Here is an 18,740-nt window from a genome sequence, read left to right as displayed (position 1 = left end):
CGTCCGGGCGACCGGGCGGCCCTTTCGTCGTTACTGGTCGAGCAGGAAGCGGACCTGAAGCGTGGCGGTGATGTCCTTCTCGCCCGGCGCGATTTCGGTGGGCGCGGCATCCGCCTTGGCTATCCGGGCGAACATCACGGGGGGGCGATCCGGGCCACCGGCATCCTGTCCAGCCTCTGCGACGGAGATCATGCGGATCACCCGCAGCCCGGCAGCGCGGGCATATAAGTCAGCGCGGGCACGGGCGCGCTTCACCGCATCGGCGCGTGCCTCGTCCAGGGCGGCATCGGGTTCGCCGACCGATAGCGACGGTCCATCGATCTGATTCGCGCCGACCCCGACGAGCGCGTCGAGGATCGCGCCCGACCGGGCAATGTCGCGAAACCGGATCGAGACGCTGTTGGTCGCCTGATACCCCGTGACCACCGGCGCCTGATTCTCGACATAACGATATTGCGGCTGCAACTGCACGGTGGCGGTGGCGAGATCGCGCGAAGCTACCCCGGCCTTGCGCACCGCGGCGAGCACGCGGGCCATCGCGGCGGCATTGTCGGCCATCGCCTTTGCCGCCGTTGCACCCTGCGTGACGGTGCCGGCACGGATCGTCGCCAGATCTGGCACCCGCGTCGTCCGTCCCTCGGCCGTGACATCGAGGACGGTGCCCGTGGCCGGAATCATCGGGGCGATGCCGGTATGGCCGGTCTGGGCCACGACGGGGGAAGCCATGGCCACGACGGCGGTGAGAGCGGCGAAAGGGGCAACGCGGTTCATCAAAGTCTCCGGAAAAGGTTGGTGGCCGCCTAGGGCGTTGCGATACAACGGTTGCTGAACAGGATCGGTAGCGTCGGCGCCGGCTTGGCCGTATAGGACTTGAGCCGGGTGATCTATTTCGATAACACAGCTCGGATGGGTGCGCTTGAAGTCGGGCGCGATGGGGATGGCGGCGGCATGAATTACGAAACGGGCTCGTTCACGCAAGGTCAGCTGACGGCGGACGGGACGACATCGTCCCGGAAGCGGTGGGTGATCGGGGCGGTGATCGCGCTGCTGCTGGCCGCCGGCGTCTGGGCGTTCGCGCGGCGGGGCGAACAGCCGCCGGCCGCCACCGCTGCCAGCGGTGGCGAACAATTGCCCAGCGTATCGGTGGTGGTGCCCGGCCGGACCAGCGTCGACCGCGGGATTGCCGCGACGGGAACGCTGGCGGCACGGCGCGAGATGCCGGTCGGCGTGGCGGGCGAGGGCGGGATGATCACCCGCGTGGCGGTCGAACCCGGCCAGTGGGTGCGCGCCGGGCAGGTGCTGGCGACGGTCGACCGTTCGGTCCAGACGCAGACCGCGGCGGCGCTGGGCGCGCAGGTCAGCGTCGCCCGCGCGGACCTGACGCTGGCGCAGGCCGAACTGGACCGCGCGGCAACGCTGGTCGATCGCGGTTTCATCTCAAAGGCCGATCTCCAGCGCCGTACCGCGACGCGCGATGCGGCGGCGGCGCGGGTGAAGGTGGCCAGCGCCAGCTATGCCGAATCGACCGCGCGCAACGGCCGGCTCGACATCCGCGCACCGGCCGACGGACTGGTCCTGACCCGGCAGGCGGAACCCGGCCAGATCGTCAGTTCGGGCAGCGGTGTGCTGTTCCGCATGGCACAGGGCGGCCAGATGGAGATGCGCGCGCAGATGAGCGAGGCGGACCTTCAGGGCCTGCGTGCCGGTGCGCGCGCGGTGGTGACGCCGGTCGGTAGCACACGATCCTTCACCGGCGAGGTATGGCAGGTATCGCCGGTGATCGATCCGCAGACGCGACAGGGCATCGCCCGGATCGCGTTGCGCTACGATCCGGCGCTGCGCCCCGGCGGTTTTGCTTCCGCACAGGTGGTCGGCGGGGTCAGTTCGGTGCCGCTGCTGCCCGAATCCGCAGTGCAAAGCGACGGCAAGGGCAATTACGTCTACATCATCGATGCCCAGAGCCGGGCGGCGCGGCGCGCCGTGACGGTCGGTCAGGTCACCGATGCCGGCGTCTCGGTGGTGGATGGCCTGGCCGGTAACGAGCGCGTGGTGATGGCTGCCGGGGCTTTCCTGTCCCCGGGGCAGAAGGTGAACCCCGTGCTGAAGCGGGCGACGCCGCCGGCCGCGGCGAAGGGATGATGGTACGATGAACTTCCGTAACATCTCCGCATGGTCGATCCGCAACCCGGTGGTACCGATCGTGTTGTTCGTGGCGCTGACGCTGGCGGGGATCGTCAGCTTCATGCGCATGGACGTCAACCAGCAGCCGGATATCGATTTCCCCATCGCGTTCGTCGCGATCAGCCAGCCGGGCGCGGCGCCCAGCGAACTGGAGACGCAGGTCACCAAGCGCGTCGAGGCCGCCGCCCGCAGCCTGCGCGGGATCGACGAGATCCGCTCGACCGTGAAGGAAGGCAATTCGCAGACCGTCGTGCAGCTGCAGCTGGGTACCGACATCGACCGTGCGGTCAACGATCTGCGCGACGCGATCACGCAGATTCGCGGCGATCTGCCCGACGGCATCCTGGAACCGCAGATCGGCCGGGTCGACACCAGCGACAATGACATCGCCAGCTTCTCCGCGCTGACCACCGACATGACGGTGGAGCAGCTCAGCTGGTATATCGACGATACGGTCAGCAAGGAATTGCTGTCGGTGCCGGGGCTGGGGGCGGTGGAGCGCAACGGCGGCGTCAGCCGCGAAATCCGCGTCATCCTCGATCCCATCAAGCTGCAGGCGCAGGGCCTGACCGCGAATGCGGTGAACGCGCAGCTGCGCGCGGTGAACCTGAACGCCACCGGCGGCAAGGCAGAGATCGCCGGCTCCGAACAGTCTGTCCGCGTGCTGGGCAATGCCAAGAATGCCTATGCACTGGGGCAGACGCAGATTTCGCTGGGTAATGGCCGCACGGTGCGGCTGGCGGATATCGCCGACGTGCGCGACGCCTATGCCGAACAGAAATCGGCGGCGGCGGTGGATGGCCGGCAGGTGGTGTCGTTCAGCTTTACGCGCACCAAGGGCGCATCCGACGTCACCGTCTTCCACGAGGCGGAGCAGAAGCTGGCGGCGCTGGAAAAGCGCAATCCGTCCGTTCACTTCAAGCTGCTGTCGACCAGCGTCACCTATACCGAACGCGATTACGAGATCGCGATCGACTCGATGATCGAGGGCGCGGTGCTGGCAGTGATCGTCGTGTTCCTGTTCCTGCGGGACTGGCGGGCGACGTTCATCTCCGCGCTCGCGATCCCGCTATCGGCGATCCCGACCTTCTGGTTCATGGATCTGCTGGGGTTCAGCCTCAACAACATGACGCTGCTCGCGCTCAGTCTGGTGGCGGGCGTGCTGGTGGACGATGCGATCGTGGAGATCGAGAACATCGTCCGCCACATGCGGATGGGCAAAAACGCCTATCAGGCATCGATCGACGCGGCGGACGAGATCGGGCTGGCGGTGCTGGCGACGACGATGTCGATCGTCGCGGTGTTCCTGCCGGTGGCGCTGATGCCGGGGGTGTCGGGCCAGTTTTTCAAGAATTTCGGGCTGACCGTGGTCGCCGCCGTGCTGATGAGCCTGGCGGTGGCGCGCCTCATCACGCCGATGATCGCGGCGTATTTCATGAAGGCCGGCGGGCATGAGATCGCCGAGGATGGCCCGGTGATGCGCAATTACGTGAAGGTGTTGCGCTGGACGCTCGATCAGTCGCGCCAGCGCACGCTGGCGGCGCGGGGCGGCTGGCGGCGGCTGGTGGGGCATCTGGTCGACCACCGTGTCTGGGTGATGGGATTCAGCGTGCTGGCACTGGTCGCGACGGTCGCGATCTTCATGCTGTTGCCGCAGGAATTCCAGCCGCAGCGCGACAATGATCGCAGCACGGTACTGGTCGAACTGCCGCCGGGGTCGACGCTGGAACAGACCAATGCCGTCGTCAGCAATGTCGCCGGCATCCTGTCGGCGCAGAAGCCCACGGTGATGTCGGTCTATCAACGCGCCTTTGTCGGCACCGGTCGCGTGACCGCGACGCTGGCGGAGGATCGCCAGCAGACCAGCGTGGAGTTCGAGCGTGCGCTGACGCCGACGCTGGCCGCCATTCCCGATGCCCGCGTGTCGTTCCAGAATCAGAATGGCTGGGGCGGGCCCAGCCGCGATCTCCAGATCACGCTGGGCAGCGACGATCCGATCCTGTTGCAACAGACCGCGGACCGGATCGTCGAACAGATGAGTCGCCTGCCGATCCTGCGCGCGCCGCGCACCGCGGGCGGGCTGCAACGGCCGGAGATCGTGATCCGGCCCCGCATGGACCTTGCCGCCGATCTGGGCATCACCACCAGCGCGTTGTCCAATGCGATCCGCGTCGCGACGCTGGGCGATATCGACCAGAACAGCGCCCGCTTCTCGTTGTCCGACCGGCAGATCCCGATCCGTGTCGCCCTTGCCGAAAGCGCGCGCGAAAAGCTGTCGAGCATCGAGAACCTGCCCGTCACCACGCAGAATGGCGGCTCGGTGCCGCTGAAGGTGGTGGCCGATATCGGCTTCGGCGCGGGGCCGACGCAGGTCGACCGGATCGCCCAGCAACGTCAGTTGACGATCGGGGCCGATCTGGCGCCGGGCATCGTCGAGGGCGATGCGATGAAGCAGATCCTGGCGCTGCCCGCCGTCACGTCGATGCCGATCGGGGTCAGCCGCCTGACGGTGGGACAGTCCAAGGCGCAGGCGGAGCTGGTGACCAACATCATCCTCGCCGTCACCTCGGGCTTCTTCCTGCTGTTTGCCGTGCTGGTGCTGCTCTACCGCCGTTTCCTGCCGCCGTTCGTCAATCTGGGATCGCTGTTCCTGGCGCCGCTGGGGGCATGCGTGGCGCTGTGGATCGCGGGCATGTCGGTATCGCTGCCGGTCTATATCGGGCTGCTGATGCTGCTCGGCATCGTCGCCAAGAATTCGATCCTGCTGGTCGATTTCGCGCTGGAGGAAATAAGCCACGGCGTGCCGAAATTCGAGGCGATCGTCGATGCCGGGCACAAGCGCGCGCTGCCGATCGTGATGACCACGGTGGCGATGGTCGCCGGCATGGTGCCGACGGCGCTGTCGCTGACCGGCGACGGATCGTTCCGCGCGCCGATGAGCGTGACGGTGATCGGCGGATTGATCCTGTCGACGCTGCTGACGTTGCTGATCGTGCCGGCGGGATTCAGCCTGGCGGTCGGGGTCGAAAGCCGGATGGGCAGTCGTCTGGGGCGGCGCCTGCTCACCTTCCGCCCGGGCGACGATGGCGCGACCGTGATCGAGGGACCGGTCGGCGATACGCGAATCGGCCGGGGGCCGGGCACGATCGGTTATCGCGAGGGCGGCACCCAGCCGGCGGAATGATCGCGCGTCGCGGCGAACGTCACGACATGAACCATCCGCGCCGCCGGTCATTGTTACGGGGATGACAGTGATCGGCGCGCGCCTTCTCGATACGGCCCCCCCCGGTCTGGTGCGGATGCGGCGCGTCGCGACGGCCCTGTTGATCGCGATGGCGATACTGTTCCTCGTCAGCCGGTCGCTGGTGGCATCGCATCCGGCCTGGGGCTTCGTGCGGGCCTTTGCCGAGGCGGCGATGGTCGGTGGATTGGCCGACTGGTTCGCGGTGACCGCCTTGTTCCGCCATCCGCTCGGCCTGCCGATCCCGCACACCGCGATCGTGCCCAAGAACAAGGATCGCATCGGCGATACGCTGGCCTTGTTCCTGCGTACCAATTTCCTCGTGCCGCGGGTCGTCGGGCGGCGGATGCGGCGGCTGGACGTGGCGAATGCCGTGGCGCGCTGGCTGACCGATCCGCCGGAGGGGGCGGGCGGACGCTTTCGGCAGGGGGCGTCGCGAATGGTCGCGCAGGTACTGGAGTCGCTCGATCCGACGCGGTTCGGCGGCATGGCCAAGGCCGCGGTCGCCAACCGCCTGCGTCAGACCGAGATGTCGCCGATCGCCGGCCAACTGCTTAACGCGGCCATGGCGCAGGAGCGGCATCAGCCCGTGCTGGACGCGGCGATCCGATGGGCGGGCGCGGCACTCGGCAGCAACGAACCATTGATGCGCGCGATGATCCATCAGCGGGCCGGCGCGATCCTGCGCTGGACCGGGCTGGACGAAACCATCGCCGACAAGCTGATCGCTGGACTCAACAACCTGCTCGTCGAGATGGCGGCCGACCCCGCGCATCCGCTACGTTTGAAGGCGGAGGAAGGATTGGACCGGCTGGCCTGGGACCTCCAGCACGATCCGGCGATGCGTGAGCGGGTCGAGCGGGTAAAGGCAGAACTGATCGCCAATCCGGCGATGGCGCGGTGGCTGGATGGCCTGTGGGAACAGGCACGCGCCGCCCTGCTGCGAATCGCCCGCGATCCGGAGGCGGCGATGACCGGGCAACTGGGAGAGGTGCTGCATCAGATCGGTGCCACCTTGCGCGACGATCGTCGGCTGGCGCTGTCGATCAATCGCTTCGTCCGCCGGGCGGTGGTCGGCATCGCTGCCAGCTACGGCGATGCGATCGTGCGGCTGGTATCGGAAACCGTGCGCGGCTGGGACGAACGGACGATTACCAACAGGTTGGAAAATGCGGTCGGCCGGGATCTCCAGTTTATCCGCATCAATGGCACGGTGGTCGGCGGGCTGGTAGGGCTGGCCATCCATTTGATCGACGTGATGCTGTGAAACGGTATGTTTCCGGGGGCGGTTGCATGCCGCTTGCTGTCGCTGCCGGTTTCGCCCAATGGTGTGGACGATGACCGCCACGGCAGATTTCAGCGCAGACGGAGATGTGATCCGCTTCTCGGGTGATCTGTCGCTGGCGCGGCTCGGATCACTGCCCGATCGTCTCGACAAGGTGGATGGCAAGGTCGCACGGGTCGATCTGTCCGGGGTCGACCGGATCGACACGGTCGGCGCCTATGTCGTTCACCGCTTCGCCGCCCGTCACGATGCGCCGGTCGAAGGACTGGAGCCGGACGGGAAGCAGCTGTTCGATCAGGTGGTCCAGTCCGATCAGCAGGTCGCGATGCGCCCCAGCCACGGCAGCGGTTTCACCCGGGTATTGGGCGAAGTGGGCGAAGCGGTGGTCGTGACCGGCCGTACCCTGCTGGGATTGCTTGGTTTCCTGGGGGCGACGACACTCGCGTTCCTGTCGGTCATCCGCCATCCGCGCCGGTTCCGGTTCAATTCGGTGGTGCACGAGTTCGAGACGGTCGGGGTCGCATCGCTCGGCATCATCGGACTGATGAGTTTCCTGATCGGCATCGTGATCGCCCAGCAGGGTGCGGTGCAGTTGCGCCAATTCGGCGCGGAGGTGTTCACCATCAACCTCGTCGGGCGGTTGACGCTGCGTGAACTGGGCGTGCTGATGACCGCGATCATGGTCGCCGGCCGGTCCGGCTCCGCGTTCGCCGCGCAGCTCGGCACGATGAAGCTTACCGAGGAGATCGACGCGATGCGCACGATCGGCGTGTCGCCGATGGAGGCGCTGGTGCTGCCGCGGACGCTGGCGGCGATCGTGCTGATGCCGCTCCTTGGTTTCTATGCGTCGATGGTCGCGATCATGGGTGGCTGTTTCCTGGCCGCGGTGTCGCTGGGCATCCCGCCCGTCACCTTCGTCGCCCGCATCCGCGAAGTGGTGCCGATCACCGACCTGTACGTCGGCCTGATCAAGGCCCCCGTATTCGGCGCCATCATTGCGATCGCCGGGTGTTTCCAAGGGATGCAGGTGGAAGCGGACGCGGAGCAGGTCGGTCTGCGTACCACCTCCGCGGTGGTGCAGGGCATCTTCCTGGTCATCGTGCTGGACGCGTTCTTCGCGGTGTTCTTTACCTGGGTGGGGTGGAACTGATGCCGCACGACCGGGCCAGCAACACGGATGATATCATCGTCGAGGTGAAGGGGCTGCGTAACAGCTTCGGCGAGTCGGTGATTCACGACAATCTCGACCTGCAGGTTCGCCGTGGCGAAATCCTCGGCGTCGTTGGTGGATCGGGTACGGGCAAATCTGTGCTGATGCGCTCGATCATCGGGCTTCAGACGCCCGATACCGGTGAGATCACGGTGTTCGGGGAGCCGACGATCGGTCGCGACGAAACCGAGGCGACCGATATCCGCAAACGCTGGGGCGTGCTGTTCCAGGGCGGCGCCTTGTTTTCCACGCTGACGGTGGCGGAAAACGTGCAGGTGCCGCTTCGGGAATTCTACCGCGAACTGCCGCGATCGTTGATCGACGAGATCGCGTCGTACAAGGTGGTGATGACCGGCCTGCCTGCCGATGCCGGTCCGAAATATCCTGCCGAACTGTCGGGTGGCATGAAAAAGCGGGCCGGGCTGGCGCGGGCCTTGGCGCTCGATCCCGAATTGCTGTTTCTGGACGAACCGACCGCCGGACTCGATCCGATCGGCGCGGCGGCGTTCGACGAGCTGATCCGGTCGTTGAGCCGGACGCTGGGGCTGACCGTCTTCCTCATCACTCACGATCTTGATACGCTGTATGCGATCTGTGATCGGGTGGCGGTACTGGCGGAAAAGCGGGTGATCGCGGTCGGCACGATCGACGAACTGCTCGAAACCGACCAGCCCTGGATCCAGGAGTATTTCAAGGGCCCACGCGGCCGTGCCGCTGCCTCCACGCAGGAGTTGCAGGACACCGATCGTGAGGCGGATGCCCACCCGACCGAGGTCGCGACGAACCGTACCGACACCCGTTCGCAGGGCACGCTTGCCGACGATCACGCCCGCGGGGCTACCCCGACCACCGACGATACAGGCCGTAAGGCAACAGGGACAGGCTGATGGAAACCCGTTCTAACCACATATTGGTCGGTGCCGTCGTACTGATCCTGCTCGCGATGCTCGCCTTGTTCACGGTGTGGATCGCCCGCGTCGGCGGGGCGGAGGAGAAGGAATACGACATCTTCTTCCGCCAGTCGGTCGATGGCCTGGCGCGTGGATCGGTCGTGACTTATTCTGGCGTGCCGTCCGGACAGGTGAAGCAGATCGCGCTGTGGGCGAACGATCCGCAGTTCGTGCGCGTCCGTATCAGCGTGAACGACGATACGCCGGTATTGCAGGGAACGACGGCGACGGTCGTCGGCAGCTTCACCGGCACCAGCACCGTCTCGCTGGACGGCGCGCGCAAGGGCGCACAGCCGATCGTCTGCCCCGATCCGCCCAACCCCGCCCAATGTCCGTATGGCGTGCCGGTGATCGCGACCAAGCAGGGCGGGATCGGGGCGATCCTGAATTCCGCGCCGCAGTTGCTGGAACGCCTGTCCACGCTGACCGAACGGCTGACGGGACTGCTGACCGATCGAAATCAGGCATCGATCGCGGGGATATTGGAGAATACCAATCGGTTGACCGATGCGCTGGCCGATCGTGGACCGGAAATCGCCGCAACGCTGGCGCAGACCCGCATCGCGATCCAGCAGGCCGGTGAGGCGTCGAAGCAGATCGGCAATCTGGCGGCGACCACCAACGGATTGCTGGCGAACGACATCCAGCCGACGATCCGCAACCTGAACGGTGCGATCGACTCCGCGCGTAAATCCGCCGACACGCTGAACGCCGCGATCGGCGACGCTCGCCCCGGCCTCCAGACCTTCTCGCGGCAGACCGTTCCGGAGGCGAACAGGCTGGTGCGCGACCTGCGCGTGACCGCGGCGGCCCTGTCGTCGGTGGCTGAAAAGGTGGACCAGCAGGGCGCCAGCTCGCTGATCGGGCAGCAGAAGCTGCCGGACTATAAGGGTAAGTGAGGGTCGCCATGACAAGATCGCTTCTACTGCCGATGGCGCTGATCGCCGCGCTGCCACTTTCGGGATGCATCAGCTTCGGTGCGACGCCGCCCGATACGTTGTTGACGCTGACCAGCACCGCCGCCCTGCCGGTCGGGCAGATGCAGAACAGCGCGACCGCGAAGTCGATCGTGATCGCGGTGCCGGTCACGCCGCAGTCGCTGGCCACGACGCGGGTGCCGGTCCAGACCAGCACGACCAGCATCGCCTATGTAAAGGACGCGCAATGGGCCGAACCGCCTGCCCGGCTGTTTGCCCGGCTGCTGTCGGACATGACGACCGCACGCACCGGACGCGTGGTGTTGAGCCAGGTTCAGGCGGTGACGGAGGCGAACGACCAGCTTGCCGGCGAACTGCGCAACTTCGGACTCGACGCCGATGCGCGCATGGCAGTCGTCACGTTCGATGGCGCGCTGACCCGATCGGGTGCCACGGGCACGGAAAAGCGCCGGTTCGAGGCGCGTGTTCCCATCGGTGCGATCGATGCGGCATCGACCGGGCCGGCGCTGAACCAGGCGGCCAATCAGGTCGCGCAACAGGTGGCGGACTGGGTAGGACAGTAATCGGCGCGGCAGGGGGTGTTGACCGGGTGGCGGAGCTGCCCGACCGCAGCTGGCGCGATGCGAACCGTACGTATGCTGTTATCCGTCAGACGTCGTGGGCGTCGCTGATGTAATGCCAACGTTACGTACTGGTCAAAGCGACAGGCGGATCGTCAGCGTGGCCCGGCCAGCGCCAATATCCGTTCGGCTTCGGCAAGGTGAAGCCGCTCCACCATCGCGCCGTCCATCCGCACCGCACCACGATTTGCATGGGCGGGTTCGGCAAAGATGGCGACGACCCGTTCCGCCCAGGCGATTTCGGTGGCATCCGGGCCGAACGTCGCATTGGCAGCCGCGATCTGCGACGGATGGATCAGCGTCTTGCCATCGAATCCCCAGTCGCGCCCCTGTAGACAGTCCCGAACCAGCCGATCTTCGTCCTCGATCGCATTCAGGACCCCGTCCAGCGCCATCATGCCGCCCGCCCGGGCGGCCGCGACGATCGCGGCCAGATGCGGCAGGAGCGCAGTGCGATGATCGTCGACGCGGCAGCGCAGGTCGAGCGCCAGATCGTTCGTGCCCGCGACCAGCGCCTTCAATCCCAGTTTACCGGCTGCCCTGGCGATGTCCGGCAGCGCGACGATCCCTTTCGCGGTTTCGATCATCGCCCATAACGGAATTGTCGGCCCCAGCAGGGCGCGCGCGTCGATCAGATCGGCAACGCCGTCGACCTTGGGCAGCAGCACCGCATCAACGACATTCCCGACCACGGCGGTCAGGTCATCTTTGCCCGTCGCGGTGCCCGTGGCGTTGACGCGGATCACGCATCCCCGATCTCCGAATCCGCCATCAGCCGTGGCGGCGAGGGCCGCGGTGCGTGCCGCTACCTTGCGTTCGGGTGCGACGGCATCTTCCAGATCGAGAATCACGATATCGCAAGGCAGGTCACGGGCCTTTTCCAGGGCCCGTGCGTTTGACGCGGGCATGAACAGGGCGCTGCGGTGGCGGATCGGACGCATGGTTTCAGACTAGCGTTCGACGTTGCCGGTGGGAAGTGACGGTCGGGTACGTAAAGGGGGCAGGCCTGATGGCTGTCTGGGATGAACAAGACCGACGACGTGCGCGACGCGCGATTGTCCGTTCGCTGACACCGGCCGCAGCACTGATGCTCGGCGCGTGTGCGCCCGGTGTCCTGTCACCAGCCGGTCCGGTCGCCGCGGGCGAGCGGACCATCCTGTTCAACGCGCTGGCGATCATGATGCTGATCGTGGTGCCGACGATCGTCGTGACGCTCGCCTTTGCTTGGTGGTTCCGCGCCGGCAACAAGCGGGCGACCTATCGCCCAACCTGGTCGTATTCTGGCCGCATCGAACTGCTGGTCTGGTCGGTGCCGGCGTTGATCGTCATCTTCCTCGCCGGGCTGACATGGATCGCTACCCATCAACTCGCGCCGGAACGGCCGCTGGTGTCCAAGCGGAAACCAGTGATGGTGCAGGTCGTCGCGCTCGACTGGAAATGGCTGTTCATCTATCCGGAACAGGGGATCGCGACGGTCAATCGCCTGGTGATCCCGGCCGGCACGCCGATCGCGTTCCGGATCACCAGCGGCACCGTGATGAACAGTTTCTTCGTGCCGCAACTCGGCAGTCAGATTTACGCGATGTCGGGCATGGATTCGCGGTTGCATCTGCAGGCCGATCAACCCGGCCGCTTTCACGGTCTGTCCGCGCATTATAGCGGCGAGGGTTTCGCCGATATGGACTTTTCGGTCGACGCGTTGCCGCCCGCACGGTTCGCCGATTGGGTGGCCCGCACGAAGGCCGCCGGGCCGGCGCTGGACGGTCGACGTCTTGCCATGTTGTCGCGACCGACGGTCGATGTGGCGCCACACGCCTATCGCGCGGTGATGCCGGGATTGTACGACCGGATCGTCGCCAATGCCGGTGTCGGCGTGCACGATGAAGCCCGGTCGGGGCGGGAGGACAATCATGTTCGGTAGACTCGGCTGGGATTCCATTCCGTGGGAACAGCCGCTGCCGTTGGTCGCGTTCGGGCTGGCGGGACTGGGTATCCTCGCCCTGCTCGGCTGGACATGGCGGGCGGGGCACATGCCCTATCTGTGGCGCGAATGGATCACCAGCGTCGATCATAAGCGGATCGGGGTGATGTATTGCATCCTGGCCGCGGTGATGCTGCTCCGCGGATTTTCCGATGCGCTGTTGATGCGGGCGCAGCAGGCGATCGCCTATGGCAATCCCGGATACCTGCCGCCCGACCATTACGACCAGATATTCACCGCCCACGGCGTGATGATGATCTTCTTCGTCGCCATGCCGTTCATGATCGGGCTGATGAATTTCGCGGTGCCGTTGCAACTGGGCATTCGCGACGTGGCGTTCCCGACGCTGAACTCGGTCAGTTTCTGGCTGACGGCGGCGGGGGCGTTGCTGGTCAACATCAGCCTCGTCATCGGTGAATTCGCGAAGACGGGCTGGGTGGTGTATCCACCGCTCAGCGAACTGAGCTTCTCCCCCGGGGTGGGTGTCGATTACTACCTGTGGGCGTTGCAGGTGTCGGGGGTCGGCACCTTGCTGTCCGGCGTCAATCTGGTCACCACCATCCTGAAGATGCGGGCGCCCGGCATGGGCTATACCCGGATGCCGATGTTCTGCTGGACATCGCTAGCGACCAACCTGCTGATCGTCGCCGCCTTTCCGATCCTGACCGCGACGCTGGCGATGCTGACGCTGGACCGGTATCTGGGTTTCCACTTCTTCACGAACGAACTGGGCGGCAACCAGATGATGTTCGTGAACCTGATCTGGGCGTGGGGCCACCCGGAGGTCTATATCCTGATCCTGCCCGCGTTCGGGATATTCAGCGAGGTGGTGTCGACCTTCTCCGGCAAGCCGCTGTTCGGCTATCGATCGATGATCCTCGCGACGATGGCGATCTGCCTGTTGTCGTTCATGGTGTGGCTGCACCATTTCTTCACGATGGGGGCGGGGGCGGACGTCAACGGCTTCTTCGGCATCTCGACGATGATCATCGCGGTGCCGACCGGGGTGAAGGTCTTCAACTGGATCTTCACCATGTATGGCGGGCGCATCCGCTATACGTCGATGATGCTGTGGTCGGTGGGGTTCATCGTCACCTTCGTGATCGGCGGGATGACGGGAGTGCTGCTGGCGGTGCCGCCGGCCGATTTCGTGCTGCACAACTCGCTGTTCCTCGTCGCGCATTTCCATAACATCGTGATCCCCGGCGTGTTGTTCGGCGCCTTCGCGGGGCTGACCTACTGGTGGCCCAAGGCGTTCGGCTTCACGCTCGACGAGAAATGGGGAAAGCGGTCGTTCTGGTTCTGGCTGTCGGGATTCTACCTCGCCTTCATGCCGTTATACGTGTTGGGGCTGATGGGGATGACGCGACGGCTGGGCCATTACGACGTCGCCGGCTGGCAGCCGTGGCTGATCGCGGCGGCAGGGGGGGCGGTGCTGATCGCGTGCGGTATCGGCTGTCAGGTCATCATGTTCGTCGTATCGATCCGTACCCGGCAGGACCGCCTCGATGTCAGCGGCGATCCCTGGGATGGGCGCACGCTGGAATGGTCGACGACCTCGCCGCCGCCCATCTTCAACTTCGCGACCCTGCCCGATGTGCGCGGCGAGGAAGCCTATTGGGGCCTGAAATCAACCGCGCGTGAAAACCGGGCCTTGTCGCAGAAACCCGATTACCGGGACATCGAGATGCCGCGTAACTCACCGACCGGGATCGTCACTGCGTTCTTCGCCAGCGCGATGGGCTTCGCACTGGTCTGGCACATCTGGTGGCTGGTCATCGTCGGTTTCCTGGGCGCATGGGCGACGTTCGTCGTCTTTGCCTGGCGTGACGAGGCGGAATACACCATCGCCGGTGACGAGGTGGAACGCCGTGACCGCCTGCGCCGTCAGGGCAAGGCCGATCTGCTGGGCGTTCCCGACGAGGCACTGGCATGAGCAACGCCGCACCCGCCGACCCGCATCAGCTGGGGCATGGTGAGATACCGGGCGACCAGCGCGGCCCGGCGCCCAAACGGATCGTGGTCGGTTACGGCTTCTGGATCTTCCTGCTGTCCGACTTCATCATGTTCTCGGCGTTCTTCGCCGCCTATGCGGTGCTGGTCGGCGAGACGGCGGGCGGGCCGCGCGGTGCCGATCTGTTCGACCTGACGCTGGTCGGGTGGGAAACGGCCCTGCTGCTGTTGTCGTCCTTCGCGTGCGGACTGGCGGGACTGGCGATGATCGCCGACCGGCGCGGGCTGTTCCAGATCGCGATGGCGACGACGGGCGTGCTGGGCGCCGCGTTCCTGTGCCTGGAACTGTACGAGTTCACGCACCTGATCGGCGAGGGGGCCGGACCATCGCGCAGCGCGTTCCTGTCGGCATTCTTCGCGCTGGTCGGGTGTCACGGCGTCCACGTCTTTCTCGGGCTGTTGTGGCTGACGACGATGATGGCACAAGTGCGGGCGAAGGGGTTTCGCGAGGATATCCGGCGCCGGATCGCCTGTTTCAGCCTGTTCTGGCACGCCCTCGACATCATCTGGGTGGCGTTGCTGACCGTCGTCTATTTGCTGGGAACCGCCGCATGAGCGATACGCGCCACCCCGACGATACGCCGCGCGGCGACGATCAGGCGCCGGGTGAGGAAGGCGAGCCTGAATCGGTCGCGGCGGGGCTTACGGGTTATCTCGTGGGGCTGGGTCTGGCGGCATTGCTGTCGGTCGCGTCATTCGCGGCGGCGCGCAGCGGCCTGATCTATGCGCCTGCCATTCCCGTCGCGCTGATCGCGCTGGCGGTGGCGCAGATGGGCGTGCACCTCGTCTTCTTCCTCCACATCACCACCGGGCCGGATAATACCAACAACACGCTGGCGCTGGTGTTCGGTATCCTGATCGTGGTGCTGGTGTTGGTCGGATCGCTGTGGATCATGGATCACCTGCACCACAATCTGATGCCGATGCAGGAGATGATGGCCCGTCAGCGATGACGCGTCATTTCTCCAGCAGCATCGCGCGGGTCACGCCGTTGGTCCAGCCGAACCCGTCCTGATTGGGATATTCGCCGCCGCCGCCGGGCCGGCGATCGACCACATCGTATTTTTCCAGCAGCTTGCCCGACGCATCATATTCGCGGGTTACCGTGGCCAGCCACGCGGTGCGGATGCGGATCGCCAGCCTGTCCTCACCGTACCGGCGCAGGCCGCGATAGGCGATCCATTGCAGCGGCGCCCAGCCATTGGGATCGTCCCATTGCTGGCCCGAGGCGACCGGCGTGGTCCGCACGCCGCCTTCGCCGATCAACGCGGTGAGCGCACGGGCGGTGAGGCGGGCCTGATCCTGGGTGGCGACGCCGGTGAACAGCGGGAACGCCATGGCCGCCGTCACCTTGTCATTGGCGCGACCGGTATCGAGATCGTGATCGGCAAAGAACCGGCCGTTCCACAGGTGCCGGCGGATGGCGGCGATCCGCGCGGTGGCGCGTGCATCGAACGAGGCGGCGCAGGCCGCATCGCCCAAGGTGCGGCAATTGGCGGCGATCGCCTGTTCCATCCCCACCATCAGGCTGTTGAGGTCGATCGGCACCAGTCGCGTCGTCCGGATCGTCGCCAGTGTCCGGCCGTCACCCAGCCAGCGCGAGGAAAAGTCCCAGCCGCTTTCCGCCGCCGCGCGCAGATCGCGCATCAGTTCGCCCCGCGGCCGGCCGGGGGTGGCATCCGCAAGTTCGGTATCCTCGCGGTAGCTTTCGTCGCGCGCGTCATCCCGGTCGTCCCAATACCGGTTGAGCAGCGCCCCGTCGGGCAACCGAACGGCACGTGCCTGCGCGGTGCCGGGGGCAAGCGCGCTTGCGCCGGCCATCCAATATGCATGTTCCGTCCGCAATTGCCGGTTGCGGACGGCAAGCGTGGCGGCATCGCGCGACAGTCCCGCGATCAGGTAGAAGAAGGGGGGTTGCGACCGGCTGAGATAATAGGTGCGGGTGCCGTTGGGGATGTGGCCGTATCGATCGATCAGGCTGCCGAAATCGACCACCATGTCCTCGACCAGATCCTGTCGCCCGGCGGCAGGCAGGCCGAGCATCGTGAACCAGCTGTCCCAGTAGTACATCTCCCGGAACCGCCCGCCCGGTACGACATAGCGGCGCGGCAATGTCAGCGCCGACGATCCGGCGGGCACATCGGTGGTGGTACGGGTCAGTTGCGGCCATAGTTCGTCGATATGCTGCGTCAGGGTGCGGCGTGGCTGCAGTTTGGTGACGGGTGCTTCGGGCAGCGTGAAATGCGTCAGCACGAACCGGCGGAGACCGGCATCGCTACCGCACCTGCAATGACGATAGGCGGCGATGATGCGGGCATCCGAACGCTTCGGCACGGCATCCGCGAAGGTCTTGCCGTCGGGAAACAGCCGCCGCATCTGCACATCATGATATAGTCGGCCAAACCGCTGTGCCGGCGACAGCGGTGTCGCGGCGACCGTCAGCAGGGCGGTGGCGGCGAGGATCAGGCGGGCGATCAAGGTCGACTCTCCAGAAGGATGGCGCGGGCCAGCGTAACCCGCCGTTCGCCGCGGTCGATACGGATATAGACGGTGTCGTCACCCGCCGGCAGGCGGAGCAGGAATCCGCCGGTGTCGGCCCAGCGATCCGGCGTCATCGGCCGGTCGGTCATGTCGCGCCAGTCGGCGGCGGTCAGCCAGTCCTGATCGGCCAAAGGCCCCTCGCGCCGGAACCGCGACAGGCGGGCGACGAAATCCTCCAGCGCGGTATCGCGGTTCGCCCAGTCGAGCCACGTCGTCTCGTTATCCTGCGCATAGGCGTTGTTGTTGCCGCGCTGGCTGCGGCCGAATTCGTCACCTGCCGTCAGCATCGGTGTACCGCGCGAGGCGAACAACGTGGCAAGCAGCGCCCTGGCATCGCTGTCACGCGCGGCGCGGATGGCGGGATCATCGCTCGGTCCCTCCACGCCGTTGTTCCAGCAGATTTCGCCGGCATGGCCATCGCGATTGTCTTCGCCATTGGCGTGGTTGTGGCGGGTGGCGAAGCCCAGCATGTCGGCCAGGGTGAAGCCGTCATGCGCGGCGACGAAGTTGACGCTGCGGATATGGGGGCCGGTGAAGATGTCGGACGACCCGGCGATGCGGGTGGCAAGCGTGCCGGCGGTGCCGTCGCCGCGCCAGAACCGGCGGACGTCGTCGCGGAAACGGTCGTTCCATTCCAGCCAGTTGTCGGGAAATCGGCCCAGCTGATAGCCACCGGGGCCGATATCCCATGGCTCCGCGATCATCACCCGGCTTGCCAGCACGGGATCGGCGGCGATCGCGGTGAAGATCGGGGCGGCAGGGTCGAACCCCGGTGACCGCGCCATGACCGGGGCAAGATCGAAGCGAAATCCGTCGACGCCCAGCATCGCGAAATGCCGCATCGCCGTCATCGCCAGATCGCGGACATGCGGCTGTCCGAAATCGAGCGTGTTGCCGGTACCGGCGTCGTTGACCAGCGATCCGTCCGGCGCATGGGAATAGGAAAGGGGATCGAGCCCGCGCAGGCTGAGCGTCGGCCCGCCCGTGTCGCTTTCCCCGGTATGATTGAAGACGAGATCGAGCAACACGCCGATCCCCGCTTCGCGCAACGCCCCGATGGTGTCGCGCAGTTCCGCAACCCCGCCAGGGCACAATCGCGGGTCCAGCGCCATGAAGGCGACAGGGTTGTACCCCCATGCATTGGTCAGCCCCAGCGGAGGCAGATGGCGTTCGTCGATCCATGCCACGATCGGCATCAGTTCGACCGCCGCGACCCCCAGTTTCCGCAGATGGGCGATGATCGCGGGGTGCGCCAGCGCGCCGACGGTACCGCGCTGTTCCGCGGGCACATCCGGATGCCGCATGGTGAAGCTGCGAACGTTGAGTTCGTAGATCAGGCCACCGGGCGCGAACAGCGGCGGTGGCGGCGGGCCGGCATCGGACGGCGCGCAGACGACCGCTTTGGGCACCAACGCCGCGGTATCGAACCCGTATCGCGACAGTGCCGGATCATAGACGAAGCGTCGGTCGAGTTCGATCGCATAGGGATCGACCAGCAGCTTGGCCGGATCGAACCAGTATCCGGCGGCGGGATCATGAACGCCGGTCGCCCGATAGCCGTAACGCTGGCCCGCGCCGATGCCGGGCATGGTGACGGTCCACCGCTCGCCTTCCCGGGCCATCGGCACCTGTCGTTCGACCGCGCCATCGAACAGACACAGCGTGACGGCGCTGGCGGCGGGCGCCCTGACCGTGAAGCTGGTCGCGTCGCCCCGGACATGGGCGCCGCAGGTCCGGTCGGGCGGGGAGGGGGCGGCTGGCAGGACGAGGTCGGCGACCC

Annotated in this window: 15 protein-coding genes; 11 read left to right on the top strand and 4 right to left on the bottom strand. The window is 66.2% G+C overall.

Translation table 11 applies throughout. The annotated features are described in order from the left end of the window. Nucleotides 1-30 precede the first annotated feature (30 nt). The gene (locus IFT82_RS01800) at nt 31-726 is read right to left on the bottom strand and encodes an SIMPL domain-containing protein (RefSeq protein WP_244646347.1); all 696 of its coding nucleotides are present in this window, start codon (nt 724-726) and stop codon (nt 31-33) included. Between the two features lie 222 nt (nt 727-948). Between IFT82_RS01800 and IFT82_RS01795 the strand changes: the two genes are divergently transcribed. The 7 genes from IFT82_RS01795 (at nt 949) to IFT82_RS01765 (ending at nt 10,368) form a co-directional block, all read left to right on the top strand. Further along, nucleotides 949-2,139 (top strand): efflux RND transporter periplasmic adaptor subunit, encoded by a 1,191-nt coding sequence (locus tag IFT82_RS01795; protein ID WP_192123810.1) that lies wholly within the window; start codon nt 949-951, stop codon nt 2,137-2,139. 7 nt (nt 2,140-2,146) lie between these two features. Next, the gene (locus tag IFT82_RS01790) at nt 2,147-5,365 is read left to right on the top strand and encodes an efflux RND transporter permease subunit (protein WP_192123808.1); all 3,219 of its coding nucleotides are present in this window, start codon (nt 2,147-2,149) and stop codon (nt 5,363-5,365) included. A gap of 61 nt (nt 5,366-5,426) precedes the next feature. Continuing rightward, nucleotides 5,427-6,689, top strand: coding sequence for a DUF445 domain-containing protein (locus IFT82_RS01785; RefSeq protein ID WP_244646345.1), 1,263 nt, complete (start codon nt 5,427-5,429; stop codon nt 6,687-6,689). A gap of 70 nt (nt 6,690-6,759) precedes the next feature. Beyond that, entirely contained in the window at nt 6,760-7,857 is a 1,098-nt protein-coding gene (locus IFT82_RS01780) for an ABC transporter permease (RefSeq protein ID WP_192123806.1), read from the top strand. Continuing rightward, a complete protein-coding gene (locus IFT82_RS01775; RefSeq protein WP_192123804.1) occupies nt 7,857-8,804 on the top strand; it encodes an ABC transporter ATP-binding protein in 948 nt (315 codons plus the stop codon). Before IFT82_RS01780 ends, IFT82_RS01775 begins: the two co-directional genes overlap by 1 nt. Continuing rightward, entirely contained in the window at nt 8,804-9,766 is a 963-nt protein-coding gene (locus tag IFT82_RS01770) for an MlaD family protein (protein WP_192123802.1), read from the top strand. Before IFT82_RS01775 ends, IFT82_RS01770 begins: the two co-directional genes overlap by 1 nt. 8 nt (nt 9,767-9,774) lie before the next feature. Continuing rightward, the gene (locus IFT82_RS01765; protein ID WP_192123800.1) at nt 9,775-10,368 is read left to right on the top strand and encodes an ABC-type transport auxiliary lipoprotein family protein; all 594 of its coding nucleotides are present in this window, start codon (nt 9,775-9,777) and stop codon (nt 10,366-10,368) included. Between the two features lie 152 nt (nt 10,369-10,520). On the opposite strand, the gene IFT82_RS01760 is transcribed toward IFT82_RS01765, so the two are convergent. Continuing rightward, complete coding sequence (locus IFT82_RS01760) at nt 10,521-11,366, bottom strand: HpcH/HpaI aldolase/citrate lyase family protein (RefSeq protein WP_192123799.1); 846 nt, start codon at nt 11,364-11,366, stop codon at nt 10,521-10,523. 68 nt (nt 11,367-11,434) lie between these two features. Between IFT82_RS01760 and cyoA the strand changes: the two genes are divergently transcribed. Genes cyoA through cyoD form a run of 4 tightly spaced genes read left to right on the top strand, consistent with a single transcriptional unit; the run spans nt 11,435 to nt 15,372 of the window. Beyond that, nucleotides 11,435-12,346 (top strand): ubiquinol oxidase subunit II, encoded by a 912-nt coding sequence (gene cyoA / locus IFT82_RS01755; RefSeq protein ID WP_192123797.1) that lies wholly within the window; start codon nt 11,435-11,437, stop codon nt 12,344-12,346. After that, the gene (cyoB, locus tag IFT82_RS01750; protein WP_192123794.1) at nt 12,336-14,342 is read left to right on the top strand and encodes a cytochrome o ubiquinol oxidase subunit I; all 2,007 of its coding nucleotides are present in this window, start codon (nt 12,336-12,338) and stop codon (nt 14,340-14,342) included. Before cyoA ends, cyoB begins: the two co-directional genes overlap by 11 nt. Continuing rightward, a complete protein-coding gene (locus tag IFT82_RS01745; protein WP_192123793.1) occupies nt 14,339-14,974 on the top strand; it encodes a cytochrome (ubi)quinol oxidase subunit III in 636 nt (211 codons plus the stop codon). The genes cyoB and IFT82_RS01745 overlap by 4 nt, the downstream gene beginning before the upstream one ends. Continuing rightward, nucleotides 14,971-15,372, top strand: coding sequence for a cytochrome o ubiquinol oxidase subunit IV (gene cyoD / locus IFT82_RS01740; RefSeq protein ID WP_192123791.1), 402 nt, complete (start codon nt 14,971-14,973; stop codon nt 15,370-15,372). Before IFT82_RS01745 ends, cyoD begins: the two co-directional genes overlap by 4 nt. Nucleotides 15,373-15,376: 4 nt before the next feature. On the opposite strand, the gene treA is transcribed toward cyoD, so the two are convergent. Together treA and glgX are read right to left on the bottom strand one after the other, a co-directional pair. Then, nucleotides 15,377-16,897, bottom strand: coding sequence for an alpha,alpha-trehalase TreA (treA, locus tag IFT82_RS01735; RefSeq protein ID WP_192123789.1), 1,521 nt, complete (start codon nt 16,895-16,897; stop codon nt 15,377-15,379). Beyond that, nucleotides 16,894-18,723, bottom strand: a complete 1,830-nt coding sequence (glgX, locus tag IFT82_RS01730) for a glycogen debranching protein GlgX (RefSeq protein WP_192124295.1) — start codon at nt 18,721-18,723, stop codon at nt 16,894-16,896. Before glgX ends, treA begins: the two co-directional genes overlap by 4 nt. Between the last annotated feature and the right edge of the window lie 17 nt (nt 18,724-18,740).

The sequence above is a fragment of the Sphingomonas sp. CFBP 8760 genome (assembly GCF_014841615.1).
Taxonomy (GTDB): Bacteria; Pseudomonadota; Alphaproteobacteria; order Sphingomonadales; family Sphingomonadaceae; genus Sphingomonas.
Note: the sequence above shows the minus strand (reverse complement) of the source record. Positions and strands in the feature narration are given on the sequence as shown.

Bases quoted from the DNA above. Each gene is read 5' to 3' on its own strand.
- IFT82_RS01800 (WP_244646347.1), bottom strand. From the start codon at position 726: ATGGCTTCCCCCGTCGTGGCCCAGACCGGCCATACCGGCATCGCCCCG.
- IFT82_RS01795 (WP_192123810.1), top strand. From the start codon at position 949: ATGAATTACGAAACGGGCTCGTTCACGCAAGGTCAGCTGACGGCGGAC.
- IFT82_RS01790 (WP_192123808.1), top strand. From the start codon at position 2,147: ATGAACTTCCGTAACATCTCCGCATGGTCGATCCGCAACCCGGTGGTA.
- IFT82_RS01785 (WP_244646345.1), top strand. From the start codon at position 5,427: ATGACAGTGATCGGCGCGCGCCTTCTCGATACGGCCCCCCCCGGTCTG.
- IFT82_RS01780 (WP_192123806.1), top strand. From the start codon at position 6,760: ATGACCGCCACGGCAGATTTCAGCGCAGACGGAGATGTGATCCGCTTC.
- IFT82_RS01775 (WP_192123804.1), top strand. From the start codon at position 7,857: ATGCCGCACGACCGGGCCAGCAACACGGATGATATCATCGTCGAGGTG.
- IFT82_RS01770 (WP_192123802.1), top strand. From the start codon at position 8,804: ATGGAAACCCGTTCTAACCACATATTGGTCGGTGCCGTCGTACTGATC.
- IFT82_RS01765 (WP_192123800.1), top strand. From the start codon at position 9,775: ATGACAAGATCGCTTCTACTGCCGATGGCGCTGATCGCCGCGCTGCCA.
- IFT82_RS01760 (WP_192123799.1), bottom strand. From the start codon at position 11,366: ATGCGTCCGATCCGCCACCGCAGCGCCCTGTTCATGCCCGCGTCAAAC.
- cyoA (WP_192123797.1), top strand. From the start codon at position 11,435: ATGGCTGTCTGGGATGAACAAGACCGACGACGTGCGCGACGCGCGATT.
- cyoB (WP_192123794.1), top strand. From the start codon at position 12,336: ATGTTCGGTAGACTCGGCTGGGATTCCATTCCGTGGGAACAGCCGCTG.
- IFT82_RS01745 (WP_192123793.1), top strand. From the start codon at position 14,339: ATGAGCAACGCCGCACCCGCCGACCCGCATCAGCTGGGGCATGGTGAG.
- cyoD (WP_192123791.1), top strand. From the start codon at position 14,971: ATGAGCGATACGCGCCACCCCGACGATACGCCGCGCGGCGACGATCAG.